The sequence below is a fragment of the Brevibacillus migulae genome (genome assembly GCF_004521915.1).
GTDB lineage: Bacteria > Bacillota > Bacilli > Brevibacillales > Brevibacillaceae > Brevibacillus_F > Brevibacillus_F migulae.
Genome location: NZ_SDKD01000001.1, coordinates 149,476 through 161,800 on the forward strand (window position 1 = coordinate 149,476; position 12,325 = coordinate 161,800).

11 protein-coding genes are annotated in these 12,325 nt (G+C 53.3%); 3 read left to right on the forward strand and 8 right to left on the reverse strand.

Annotated elements, in window-relative coordinates:
• Positions 1-33: 33 nt before the first annotated feature.
• From EIZ37_RS00740 to EIZ37_RS00770, 7 genes are all read right to left on the reverse strand, one after another.
• The gene (locus EIZ37_RS00740) at positions 34-564 is read right to left on the reverse strand and encodes a cupin domain-containing protein (RefSeq protein WP_134682637.1); all 531 of its coding nucleotides are present in this window, start codon (positions 562-564) and stop codon (positions 34-36) included.
• Positions 557-1,351 (reverse strand): ATP-binding cassette domain-containing protein, encoded by a 795-nt coding sequence (locus EIZ37_RS00745; protein ID WP_134682638.1) that lies wholly within the window; start codon positions 1,349-1,351, stop codon positions 557-559. Before EIZ37_RS00745 ends, EIZ37_RS00740 begins: the two co-directional genes overlap by 8 nt.
• Positions 1,352-1,356: 5 nt before the next feature.
• Positions 1,357-2,319, reverse strand: a complete 963-nt coding sequence (locus EIZ37_RS00750) for an ABC transporter ATP-binding protein (RefSeq protein ID WP_134682639.1) — start codon at positions 2,317-2,319, stop codon at positions 1,357-1,359.
• 17 nt (positions 2,320-2,336) lie between these two features.
• The gene (locus EIZ37_RS00755) at positions 2,337-3,206 is read right to left on the reverse strand and encodes an ABC transporter permease subunit (RefSeq protein ID WP_134682640.1); all 870 of its coding nucleotides are present in this window, start codon (positions 3,204-3,206) and stop codon (positions 2,337-2,339) included.
• A 12-nt stretch (positions 3,207-3,218) separates the two neighbouring features.
• Entirely contained in the window at positions 3,219-4,223 is a 1,005-nt protein-coding gene (locus EIZ37_RS00760; protein ID WP_134682641.1) for an ABC transporter permease, read from the reverse strand.
• Between the two features lie 23 nt (positions 4,224-4,246).
• Entirely contained in the window at positions 4,247-5,863 is a 1,617-nt protein-coding gene (locus EIZ37_RS00765) for an ABC transporter substrate-binding protein (RefSeq protein WP_205683761.1), read from the reverse strand.
• A gap of 119 nt (positions 5,864-5,982) precedes the next feature.
• Positions 5,983-6,675: a M15 family metallopeptidase gene (locus EIZ37_RS00770; protein WP_134682642.1), complete on the reverse strand. Its 693-nt coding sequence runs from the start codon at positions 6,673-6,675 to the stop codon at positions 5,983-5,985.
• A 147-nt stretch (positions 6,676-6,822) separates the two neighbouring features.
• On the opposite strand from EIZ37_RS00770, the gene EIZ37_RS00775 reads away from it, so the two are divergent.
• Positions 6,823-8,118, forward strand: a complete 1,296-nt coding sequence (locus tag EIZ37_RS00775) for a phytoene desaturase family protein (protein ID WP_134682643.1) — start codon at positions 6,823-6,825, stop codon at positions 8,116-8,118.
• A 70-nt stretch (positions 8,119-8,188) separates the two neighbouring features.
• Here EIZ37_RS00775 and EIZ37_RS00780 read toward each other — a convergent pair whose 3' ends face one another.
• A complete protein-coding gene (locus EIZ37_RS00780) occupies positions 8,189-9,589 on the reverse strand; it encodes an alpha/beta hydrolase family protein (protein WP_167568570.1) in 1,401 nt (466 codons plus the stop codon).
• A 285-nt stretch (positions 9,590-9,874) separates the two neighbouring features.
• Between EIZ37_RS00780 and EIZ37_RS00785 the strand changes: the two genes are divergently transcribed.
• Both EIZ37_RS00785 and ppaX read left to right on the forward strand, forming a co-directional pair.
• Positions 9,875-11,494, forward strand: coding sequence for a glycoside hydrolase family 10 protein (locus EIZ37_RS00785; RefSeq protein ID WP_235827844.1), 1,620 nt, complete (start codon positions 9,875-9,877; stop codon positions 11,492-11,494).
• A gap of 109 nt (positions 11,495-11,603) precedes the next feature.
• Positions 11,604-12,251 (forward strand): pyrophosphatase PpaX, encoded by a 648-nt coding sequence (ppaX, locus tag EIZ37_RS00790; protein ID WP_134682645.1) that lies wholly within the window; start codon positions 11,604-11,606, stop codon positions 12,249-12,251.
• Positions 12,252-12,325: the final 74 nt, after the last annotated feature.

The window sequence follows — 12,325 nt, forward strand, 5'->3', positions numbered from 1 at the left end:
CCTTACATCAGAGAGCTGTCTCTATGGAATCAATCATGTGGCCCTAGCCCAGATCGAGATGGAAATATTGCGGCTGGGATTGATGAAACGGTGCGGCTTAGTACTGACGAAGCCGAGGCTGTCACCTTCATACAGATGGTATTCGCGGTCATCGAGCAGCACTTTCAATTCGCCTTGGAGAATGTAGCCGCATTCTTCACCTGAATGGGATACCAGCTCCGGCTCGAGTGTTTCGCCGGGCTCAATCTCAACGAGCAGAAACTCGATCTTGCCCTGCTGCAGCGGAGTCAGGACGTGGTATTTGACGTGCGAATCCGGCAGATGGATCACTTTGTGCTGATCTCGCCGAATCACCGGGTCCTCGTCCACGCTTTTGCGGAAGAAATGATTGATCGGCACATCGAGGGCGTTGCAAATCTTCCAGAACGTTCCGACCGTCGGATCGACGAGGCCGCGTTCGATTTGGGAAAGCAGGCTGGTGCTTAGGCCCGTTTTCACCGCCAAGGTTTGCAGCGTCAATTGCTTTTGTTTTCGAATCTCACGGATTTCAGCTCCGTTAAACATGCGGTTCCACCTTCTTCTGATGAAGACTCGGCAGCGAGGAGAGCAAGGTCTTGGTGTAGGCCTGTGCGGGATTGTCGAAAATATCGCTCACGGTCCCCATCTCAACGATTTTTCCCTTGTACATGACAGCCATCCGGTCACACATATAACGGATGACGGACATGTTGTGCGAGATAAACAGATAGGTCAGCTTTCGCTCACGCTTCAGCTCCTTCAACAGATTCAGCACATGCGCCTGGACGGACACATCCAGCGCCGAAGTCGGCTCGTCGAGAATGACGAATGCAGGGTCGGTAATCAAGGCGCGGGCGATGGCGATGCGCTGCCGCTGTCCGCCGCTGAACTCGTGAGGGAAGCGGGACAGATGGTCCGGTTTCAAGCCGACACGGGCGATCAGGGCGTGCAAGCGTTCCTCGGAGCCTTTTTCTTTGCGGGCTTGCGAAGGCAAGGCATGCAGCGGCTCGAGAATAATGTCCTTGACTCTCATCCGCGGATCAAGGGAGGATTGCGGATCCTGAAAGACGATCTGCATGTCGCCCGGCTGGATACGGTTGAACTGCTTGCCGGTCCACAGCGGCTTCCCGTCATAGAGGATCGAGCCTGCAGTCGGATGCTCCAGCCCTGTCACGATTTTCGCCAAAGTACTTTTTCCGGAGCCCGACTCGCCGATCAGCCCGAAGGTTTCTCCCTGCCGGATGGAAAAGCTGGCCTGAGAGACCGCCTGGATCCGTCCGGTTCCGCTGCCGTATTCTTTCTGTACTTCGATTAGCTCAATGATTGGTTTCACACGGATCACCTCACCCAGCATGCGGCATAATGGCTTTCGTTTTGTTGCTGTACCGGCTCCAATCCGGGCCTCTCTTCCTGACAGAGGGGAAGCGCCTGCGCACAGCGTGAGGCAAAGACGCAGCCTGCAGGTCTCCTCCGCAGATCAGGCGATTCGCCAGGGATCGCCAATAGTGGCTCATCAGGATCAGCCAGATCGGGAAGCGCTCCGATCAGCGCGCGGGTATACGGATGTACCGGATGCTGCAGTACTTGGTGTGTTTCACCTTGCTCCACGATTTCTCCTGCATACATCACGATGACGCGTTTGCACATTTGCGCAACGACGCCAAGATCATGGGTGATAAACATGATCGAGGTGCCGCGATTGGCCGACAATTCCTCCATCAGCTTCAAGATTTCATATTGAATCGTGACGTCTAGGGCCGTCGTAGGCTCATCGGCGATCAGCAAATCCGGCGGAGCAGCCATGGCTAAGGCGATGACGACCCGCTGCCGCATGCCGCCGCTCAGCTCAAACGGATATTTGCGGGCGACCAGCTCGGGATCGTGGATATGTACTTCCGCGAGGCTTTTGATGCCGGCCTGATACGCTTCTTTATGGGGAAGCTTGCGGTGACGCTTGATCACCTCTGCCAGCTGATCGCCAATTTTCATGGTCGGATGCAGCGCAGTCATCGGCTCCTGGAACACCATCCCGATTTCCTTTCCCCGCAGCGCCTGTTGTTCTCTTTTATCCATCACCAGCACATCTCGTCCCTTGTACAGGATCGAGCCGCTTGTGATCGAGGCGTTCTTTTCCAGCAGACCCAATATCGTAAGCGCGGTCACGGACTTGCCAGAGCCGGATTCTCCGACGATGCCGACAATCTCGCCTTTTTCGATCGAGAAAGAGATGTTTTGCAATGCTTTCACGTTGCCTTGCATAGAGGCAAATTCAACCGAGAGCTCCTTGATGTCGAGCAGCATGACAACTTTCCCCCTATCTACCGGTTGGCTTTCGGATCGAGAATATCCCGAACCCCGTCGCCGATCAGATTGAATGCGCATGACGCCAAAAAGAGGGCAAAGCCCGGAAACGTCGGATACCACCAGTAATCGAGCAGATGCTTCCAGCCCACGCTGATCATGGCGCCCCATTCCGGCGTCGGAGGCTGTGCCCCGAGTCCGAGGAAGCCCAGCGTGGCCACGAGCAGGATGGCATCCCCGATGTCCAGCGTGACCTGGATAATGACAGGCGATATCGCGTTAGGGATGATGTGGCGGGTGATGATCCGCCATGGTTTGATGCCAAAGGTCACGGCTGCTTTCACATACAGCTTTTCGCGCAGGGACAGGGTTTCCGCACGCGCAAGCCGGACATACACCGGAATTTTGATGATGGCGATCGCCAGCATGGCATTTTGCAAGTTGGGTCCGAGTGTGGCGGCTACGGCCATGGCCAGCACGAGAGAGGGGAAGGCCAGGATCATGTCCATCAGGCGCATGATGATCTGGTCGATCCGTCCGCCGAAATAGCCGGAGATGGAGCCGATGACGGTACCGATCAGGCCAGCGCCCAGGACGACGGCAACCCCTACCCCGAGGGAAAGCCTTGCTCCGTACAGGATGCGGGTAAAAATGTCGCGTCCGACCTCATCCGTGCCAAACCAATGCTCGGCAGAAGGCGGGGCGAAACGATCCTTAATATTGATTTTGGTCGGTTCATAGGAGCTGATCAGCGGTGCGAAAAGGGACAGCAGCAGGATGATGACGAGCACGACAATGCCTGCGAGCATCAGCGGATTTTTCCTGCATGTATACCAAAAGGGGTTGACCGTGCGTGTGACGGTGCTTGTATGAACTTCTGCGGACATGTCTGTTCCCCCTTACTCTTTCATCTCTGGGTTCAACGCGTAGTAGGTCAAATCGACAAGCAGGTTGATCAGGACATAACCGATGGAGATGACAAAGGTAAAGCCCATGATCGCTGGAAAATCGAGAAAAGCGATGGAATCCACCACATATTTGCCCATGCCTGGCCAGCTGAAAATGGTCTCGGTCACAACCGCACCGCCGAGCAGGGAACCGAAAGACAGTCCGACTACCGTAATCGTGGGGATGAGCGCATTGCGCAGGGCGTAGCGGAAAAGCAAGACGGGACCGCTGATGCCGTTGGCCAATGCCGTGCGGATGTACTCCTGACCCAGCACTTCCAGCATGCTCGCCCGCACCTGTCTGGTCACGATTGCCAGCTGGGCGAAAGCGAGGGTAAAGGATGGCAGGAGCAGATGCAGCAGACTGTTTTTGAACGCTGCCCAGTTGCCGGTCAAGAGGCTGTCCAGCAAATAAAGCCCGGTTATCTTCAGCGGGGGAGGAACGGACAGATCAAGCCTGCCGCTGGATGGGAGCCAGTCGAGAAACTTGTAAAAGATCAGGATGCCGACCAGGCCGCTCCAGAACACAGGGGTGGAAACACCCGCGATAGAGAACAGTCTGCCTGCATGATCCCAGGCCGTATCTTTTTTCACCGCGGACAGGATCCCGATGGGGACGCCGAAAAGGATGGCAATCACAAAAGCGAGCAAAGCCAGCTCCAGCGTCGCAGGGAAAAACGTCAATAGATCGTCGCTGACCGGCTGTTGGGTCCGGATTGATGTGCCCAGATCGCCTGCAAAAAGTCCTTGGATGTACGTGAAATATTGGACCCAGACCGGTTGGTCCAGGCCCAATTGACGACGAACTTCTTGCAGTGTTTCCTCCGTTGCGCGCTGTCCTACCATCATCCGCGCGGGATCGCCGGGAATGACATGGGAGAGGAAAAAGGTAAGCATCGTGACTCCCACCAGCACCAGCACGAGCATGGATAGGCGCTTCAAGATGATCTGCTTCATGAGGGAAACACTCCTTTACGTGCCTATTTCGACATTTCAGCCAGGTTGTAAATGCCCTCCAGCATTGGATTGTAGACGAAGCCTTTCACCCGTTTGCTGACCGGGAGCAGGAAATCCTTTTGATACAGATAAATGTAAGGAGCTTCGTCGATCACGATTTTTTGCGCTTCCTGATACAGCTTTTCGCGTTCCGCCTGATCATTGGTCGTAGCTGCCTTGCGCACCAGCTCGTCCACCTTGTCGTTTTTGTAGAAGGCGCGGTTTCCGGCAAGACCGAAGTTGTTGGAATCAAACCAGTAGTTCATGAACATGAACGGATCGCCGAAGTCCGGGCTCCAGACGCCCAGGGCCAGATCGAATTCGCCTTTGTCGATCATCTCACGTGAAGTCGCATTGGCAATCTTGTTCAGTTTCAGCTCAACCCCGATATCGGCGAGGAAGGCTTGCAGCGTGAGCGCCTCGGTTTCCCACCAGGTTCTGGCGTCCGAGTAGAGCAGGGTGAGAGAAAGATTGGAGACGCCTGCCTCAGCCAGGAGCGCTTTTGCCTTTTCTACGTCCTGTGTATATTGGAAAGCCGCTTCGTCATGTCCCCACAGTCCTTTTGGAATCGGGCCGCGCATCTGGGTGGCGTAGCCTTCCTGTACGGAGTCGGTCAGGGCTTTGTAGTCGATTGCGTAGCTCAGCGCCTGACGCACTTTCGGGTTTTGCAAAGCTGGATTGCCTTTGGAGGAGTTAATGTAGACGTAATCCACAAACAGGCTTGGCTGCTGGAGCACTTCCACATTGCTCAGTTCTTTGATCGCTCCTAGCTGTTCGGTCGGGATGCCTTCCGCGATATCGATTTCGCCGGATTCGAGCTGGAGTCGCTGTGCTGTCGCGTCGGGTGTGATCTTGAAGTAGACTTCCTTGAAGGTAGATTTCACAGTGGAGTTGGGGTTCTGGGTGAGTTTGAAGTATTCGCCTTTTTTCCATTCAGCCAGCTGGTAGGGACCGCTTCCCATGGTGTTGTTGGCGAGGAAGTTTTGGCCGAGGTCGCCGTTCTGCTCTTTTTCTTTTACTTTTGGATTGACGATGCTGCCGTAGTTTGCTGCGAGAGTGGAAAGGAAGGGCGGGAAGTTTTTGGCGAGAACGAAGGTGACTGACGTGGGAGAATCGACTTTCACTTCCTTGATCACGCTGTACACGTCGTACGGACCTTTTTTGATTTGCAGGATCCGGTCGAAGGAGAACTTGACCGCTTCGGCCGTAACGGGTGTCCCGTCTGCGAACTTGTTGCCCTCCTGCAGGGTGAACGTCCATTGCATGCCATCCGGGCTGACTTTCCATTCTTTCGCCAGACCGGGCTTCACCTCGGTGCTTGCGCCATCATACTCGACCAGCCGCTGGTAAGCGTGGTACGTTATTTTCCAGGCGCTGTTGTCCATGGTGACGGCCGGGTCGAGCGTACCCTGGTCAGCGGAGATCGAGACAAACAGCGTATCGGCAGGTGTTTCGTTCGCCGTTTTGGCGGGCTCCGTTTTCGGTGCGGCTGGGTCCGCGGGCTTGTCCTGTGTCTGGTTCGTAGGTGAGCTGCAGGCGGATAAAGCCAAGGAGAGAGAAAATAAGAGAGTAAGTAAAGCGAGTAGCCATCTTCGACTCAATCGAATCAACCCCCAAGTATTTAGTAAATTGAATATGTTTTAAATATATTGCAATACTTTGTAATATTCAATCTATTTTTGTCGCAAGGATGTAAATATAGCTCACATTTCCATCCTCTTTATAATGTTGCGATTCCGCCGTAAATAGCAGATGTCCGATTTTTGCGTGCCCACGATATCGTGCCGTACTCAAAGTGCCACCATTCGCGCGGATAATTGGTGAAGCCTGCCTTGTTCATCACATGATAAAGCAGACGTCGGTTGTCACGGATGCGCAGGGTTCGCTCATCATAAGCGGAGAGTTCCTCAAAATAACGAGTAGCAGCGACTTCACTGAAATCATCAAACTCCGTACCCATTTCCAGCCATCCGTCTGGGCCGCTAATCGTCAAGTCGATGGCTGCACCGGTTAGATGCGGCGAGGGGCGTGACAGGTCTCGGGTCGGTCGGGCGACAAATTTGGTTAATTCCCGGTCGAGCTCTTCGCCTTCTTGCCAGCCTTGGGCGAGCAGGGATTCCTTGAAGCGATTGTACAAGGATTGCTGTACCTCGTAGGAACGCCAGCCGTCGAAAACGACGAAAAAGAAACCCTCTGGCAGCATTTCCGCGGCTTGCTGCAACCGATTCGCAACGCCTGAGCGCAGATACGCTTCCTCTGTAGTGCCATCATAATCCTGCAAATAATAGCTGGGGTAAATGAAGATTCGCTCAGAGAATGTCGAGAGAGGAATCAACGGTTCTTCGCATTCCATGATCGGCGGTTGGTGAGACAGCTCGTCCGCGGGTTCTGCAGGGATCGGTGTATGATACATAAGTGCCACCTCCTTTGGTAAATTTGGAAATATCGTAACGCAGTTTGCCTTTTTAGTAAACTGCAATTTATTTTGATTTATTGCAAATGTCACATCATCGTACCTCATTTCGCCTTATGTTACGAACGATGAAATTTACGGAGGATGATGAGTGTGAAGACGTATGATGCAGCCGTAATCGGCGGAGGGCTGGCTGGGCTCATTGCCGCAATCGATTTGGCAAAGGGAGGAGTTTCGACGGTTCTGTTGGAAAAGTCCAGCCGTGTGGGGGGCCGTGCGATGACCAGCAACAAAAACGGTGTCTTCCTCAATCTGGGGGCGCATGCGTTATACCGCACTGGGAAGGCTTTTGCCATCCTGCAGGAGCTTGGCGTCAGAGTGGAGGGAGGAAGGCCGGCTTCGCAAGTCAGTGTGCTTGCTCAGAACAGGCTGCTGCCTCTGCCGACAAGTCCGTGGGGGTTGTTTTCCTCACGTCTTCTGTCCTGGTCGGGAAAACGGCAGCTCATGAAGATGATGATGACGCTAACCAAGCTGGAGCCCGACTCGCTTCCTATCATCCCGATAAAGGAGTGGGTCGAAGGAGAAATCGATGATCCTCTCGTGCGAAAGGTGTTTTATGCGCTTTGCAGAACGGCGACGTATACGGTGGAACCGGAGCATCTGTTGGCCGGACCTGCTCTTTCCCAGATCCAGCGTTCCCTGAAAGGCGGGGTTCTTTACTTGCATGGCGGCTGGCAAACGATCGTGGACCAGTTGAGGGAGAAAGCGGCCGAGGCAGGAGTGCATATCATCAGCAATAAACGTGTGGCGGAGATTCAGCAAGAGAATGGAAGAGTCAAAAGATTGCACTTTGCAGACGGGGAACAGATGGATGTAACCTATGTGATCAGCACAGCACCACCCGCCGAAACGGAGAGGCTTCTCCAGGGAGGAGAGCATACCGTCCTAAAACGGTGGAAGGAAGCAGCTAGGCCATCGATGGCGGCCTGCCTAGATCTCGGCCTTACGAAGCTTTCAGCCCAGGGACCCCATTTCGTTCTCGATCTGGATCGGCCCATCTATTTTTCCAATCACAGCCTCCATGCCCAGTTAAGCGCAAATGGCACGGTAGTCACGCATCTGTTGAAATATAATGGTCCACACGAGAGTGATCCGAAAGAAGATGAACGGATTCTGGAAGAAACGATGAATCTGCTGCATCCCGGCTGGGAAAAGGATGTGGTGGCACGGCAATTTCTTCCCAATATCGCCGTCAGTCATGACTTTCCCCATATCGGGAGGGAAATGGCGAGAGGACCGGAAGTACCCGAGGTGCAAGGATTTTATGTGGCGGGGGACTGGGCTGGCCACGGAGAATTTCTCGCGGACGCATCGGCCGCAAGCGCCAGACGGGCAGCGCAATCGATCCTGAAAAAGTGCAGGCAGGCTGCAGTGATTGGCTGACGAACAGGGCATGACCGACAATAGGCAAGAGGGACCGGTCCAACCGACCAGCCCCTCTAATGTATGATGGTTAAGGCAAGAGCAATTGCCAATACAAGGCCCATGGAATAAAGAGCAGTCCGGCTGCTAGGAGAATGGATGAATCGGCTCGCAGTCGGTCTGCTCCTGTCCCTCTGGATCTCCACCAGGATCGCGCATGCAAGAGAGCAAGCACGCTTGTGATCACTGCAAGCACCTGCAGGATGAGCCAAGGCAGCGGGCGGCCGAAAAGAATCGGAGCGACGTCCTTTGCCCCGGTCATCATGAGAAAGCCAAAGAATCCAAGCATTCCGAGGAGCGTCAAAAGACTCGTGCAAGCGAAGAGAATCGGGAAGAGACGAGCGCTCTTTTGAGCCGATGTATTTCGCTTGCCAGTCACGATCAGACCGGTTATAAACAAGCCCAGCAACAGGATGAACAACCCGCCTTGGAGCCAATGGGAATCGTACCAGGACAAACGAGAGATTCCGGGATTGGAAGGCAGATCATGTCCAGGCCGCTCACCTTTTACCTGCGGACCCGGTGGCTTTCCTTGGACAACCTCATGAAGCCAGGCAAGCATGGCTTCTGTATAACCAGGGGCAAAGGCTTCCGACTGAGTAAATCCATCTAAAGAAGTGCGCAGCAGATGACTGGCGTCCGGGATGAACTGGATCGTATAGTGCTCATTTCCTTTTCGTTTCAGTGCATCCTCCAGCTGCTGTGCGCTTTCGACCTTGGGTTGAATCCGATCATAGCTTCCCCAGATAGCCAGCACAGGCTGGTGCAATTGTTCAAATACGGGCATGGGATCAAAGGTTGCTTCCGGAAAAAGTCCAGCCGATACGGCAAAGCGAATGCCGTTTTGGGAAGCAAAGCGGATCATGGAGGGAGAGGTGACTCCCTGATGCTGAAGCCTGTTTTCCAAATGCCACGACTGCTGCTGAGCGGGCTGCACCCCAGATAAACCAACAGTAATCAGAAAGGATACCTGCGGGGACTGCGAGGCAGCAAGCGCCGCGACCATCCCGCCTTCACTGATTCCCCACAAGCCGATTTTGGCTGGATCAACAGCCGGATCTTCCCCTAGAGCAGCGACGGCTGCCAATACATCGCTGGCTAATACCGAGTACGAACGCCCGCCTACACGGGATTGGGAGAATCCGTCGGCACGTTTGTCATAGATGAGCGTAACCAAGCCCGCTTTGGCAAACATCTCTGCCTCCTGCCGATACTTTTCCCGGCTGTTGGAGCTGGAGCCATGAACGAGGACGATGGCCGGATGCCTCCCGGGTTGATCCGGGGTGAAAAGCGTCCCGTTCAACATGACATCGCCGCTTTGAAAGTGGACTTGCTCCTCATGGAAGCTGATTGACTCTGCCCGAACGATTGCCGCAGTCGGTTGGATAAAAAGAATAAAAGCGAAAAGCATGAAGATCATACGTACAAACAATTTCATACACATCCTTTCCATGGAACTTTTTGCATATAGTGCTGATTGTAACGACGCCAGAGATGGTGCAGAACGTACGTGAGGATGAATCCAAGTCAGTCTTGCGGATGAATCCTGGCAGAGAGGAAGATTTTCCTAGAAAAGAGTGGCAGAAAAGCAGATAGGATCAGACCTTGGAAGTAATTATGAAATAAAATTTCAGAAGTTTTGTCGAATCTATTGACGCAAAGTTTCAAATATTTATACTCTTCCTTAAGTAATTCAAGTATAGGAAGGGGAAGTAAAATGCGCAGGAAGCCTTTCAGTAAGCTGCTTCTTTTCTCGATGGCCATCATGTTGGGGACTTCCATCATGACGCTGCCCACACATGCGGATGCGGCTGCGAAAAAACAGCAGAGCAAACGGTCACATGCCGCAAACGTGGACATCCCGGAAGAGACCCCGTATGTCAAAAGACAGCTGCGTGCGGCGTGGGTTGCAAGCGTTACCAATATCGACTGGCCTTCCAAAAAGGGGCTGAGCGAAGAGAAGCAAAGGCAAGAGTTCATCAAGATTTTAGATGAATCCAAAGAGATGGGCATGAACGCGGTCATCGTCCAGATCCGCCCAACCTCGGACTCCTTTTATCCCTCGAAATACATGCCATGGTCGGAATATTTGACCGGTACGCAAGGAAAATCCCCAGGATACGACCCGCTCGAATTTATGATCAAGGAAGCACACAGGCGCAATCTGGAGTTCCATGCCTGGTTCAACCCATATCGCATCAGCATGAAGGCGGATCTGAATGCGCTCGTGGAGGACCACCCGGCGAGACAGCATCCGGAGTGGGTGGTCAGCTATGGCGGCAAGCTGTATTACAATCCGGGCATACCAGAAGCAAAGGATTTCGTGATCAAGGCCATCATGGAAGCGGTGGAAGAATACGATATCGATGCTGTGCATCTGGACGATTATTTTTATCCGTATAAGGTAGCGGGCGAAGAGTTCCAGGACGAAGAGACGTACCAGCGCTATGGAGCCGATAAGTTTGCCGACAAAAATGATTGGCGCCGCAACAATATCGATACCTTCGTCAAGGAGCTGTCGGAAGCGATCAAAAAGGAAAAGAAGCACGTCAAATTCGGGATCAGTCCATTCGCGGTATGGAGAAACAAAGCGGTTGATGATTCCGGATCGGACACGAAAGCGGGACAAACCACCTATGACGATCTGTACGCCGACACGCGAAAATGGGTGAGAGAGGAATGGGTCGACTACATTACGCCGCAAATCTATTGGAACTTCGGCTTCGAGCCTGCCGCCTATGAAAAAGTGCTGGACTGGTGGGTGGACGAGACCGAAGGAAAAGACCTGCATCTCTATGTGGGACAAGCGGTATACAAAATCAACAAAAACAACGAAGCCTGGGAAAACCCCGAAGAAATGCCCAACCAGCTGAAATACAATGCCACGATTGACCGGGTGAACGGCAGCATGTTCTTCAGCGCCAAGGATCTGCGCAATAATGAACTGGGCTTTACCGATCGCCTGAAAGAGGATCTCTACAAGCATCCGGCGCTTGTCCCGGCTTCACCGTGGATCGACGACGATGCGCCGAAAAAACCGAAGCTGAAAGAAGCTGAGTGGGAGGACGACGGCATCGCTCTGGAGTGGGAAGACCACAAGCAAAACGATGATACCACCTACTATGTAATCTACCGCTTCGCCGGGGACAAAGAGGGAGATCTGGAGGACGCTGCGAATATCCTGACGACGGTAAGGAAGACAGGCAAAACCAAGCAAACCTTCGTAGATGAAACCGCCGAAGCCGGAGAAGTATATACGTATGTGATCACCTCGGTGAGCAGACTGCATAATGAAAGCGCGGGAAGCAACAGCATCACCGTAAAGAAGGATAAGTAGAAAGGCTTGCAAAGGAGCAGGGTGCCGCCCTCTGCTCCTTTTGCGTTTTCAGGAAGCAAAGATTGGTATAATGGTGAAAGATTGCAGGAGAAGAGGAGAGAGATTTGATATGCGCTATCCCTATGTGCTTTTTGACCTGGATGGAACCCTGCTGGATACGAATGAGCTCATCTTCCGTTCGTTCGAGCATGTGTTTCAGATTCATTGCCCGAATACATATACACGCGAGGACGTACTGGCGAAGTTTGGCCGACCATTGGCAGAGCAGATGGAAGAGTTCGTCCCGGGAAAAGGGGCAGAGCTCGTAAAGACCTATCGGGAATATAACTTTCAGCAGCATGATGCGTTGGTGCGGTCCTTTCCCGATGTGGAAGAGGAGATCCGCAAGCTGTACGAGGCGGGTGTCAGGCTGGGGGTCGTCACCAGCAAAATCCGCAAAACGACGCTAATGGGACTGGAGCTTTGCCGCTTGCTGCCGTATTTTGAGACCATCGTAACCGCAGATGATACGGCGAAGCACAAGCCGCATCCGGAGCCTGTGCGCAAAGCGATGGAAGCCTTGGGCGCAGATCCTGCCCGGACGCTGATGGTAGGAGACAGCCCGTATGATATCCAGGCGGGACAGGCTGCCGGGACAGCCGCGGCTATCGTGAAATGGAGCTTGCGGAGCGAAGAGGAGCTGCGATCCTATCAAGCTGACTATCTGGTAACCAGCATGAAGGAGCTTCGTTCGGTCATTTTGGCGAAAAACGAATAGAATTGGAAAAATAGGTGTTTCCCCCTTGCTAAAAAGTGGAATATACTAGAATCAGATATTTTTACCTATTTTAA

Coding starts and splice junctions, on each gene's coding strand:
- ppaX (WP_134682645.1), top strand. CDS start 11,604: ATGCGCTATCCCTATGTGCTTTTTGACCTGGATGGAACCCTGCTGGAT.
- EIZ37_RS00770 (WP_134682642.1), bottom strand. CDS start 6,675: ATGTATCATACACCGATCCCTGCAGAACCCGCGGACGAGCTGTCTCAC.
- EIZ37_RS00760 (WP_134682641.1), bottom strand. CDS start 4,223: ATGAAGCAGATCATCTTGAAGCGCCTATCCATGCTCGTGCTGGTGCTG.
- EIZ37_RS00755 (WP_134682640.1), bottom strand. CDS start 3,206: ATGTCCGCAGAAGTTCATACAAGCACCGTCACACGCACGGTCAACCCC.
- EIZ37_RS00750 (WP_134682639.1), bottom strand. CDS start 2,319: ATGCTGCTCGACATCAAGGAGCTCTCGGTTGAATTTGCCTCTATGCAA.
- EIZ37_RS00775 (WP_134682643.1), top strand. CDS start 6,823: ATGAGTGTGAAGACGTATGATGCAGCCGTAATCGGCGGAGGGCTGGCT.
- EIZ37_RS00785 (WP_235827844.1), top strand. CDS start 9,875: ATGCGCAGGAAGCCTTTCAGTAAGCTGCTTCTTTTCTCGATGGCCATC.
- EIZ37_RS00740 (WP_134682637.1), bottom strand. CDS start 564: ATGTTTAACGGAGCTGAAATCCGTGAGATTCGAAAACAAAAGCAATTG.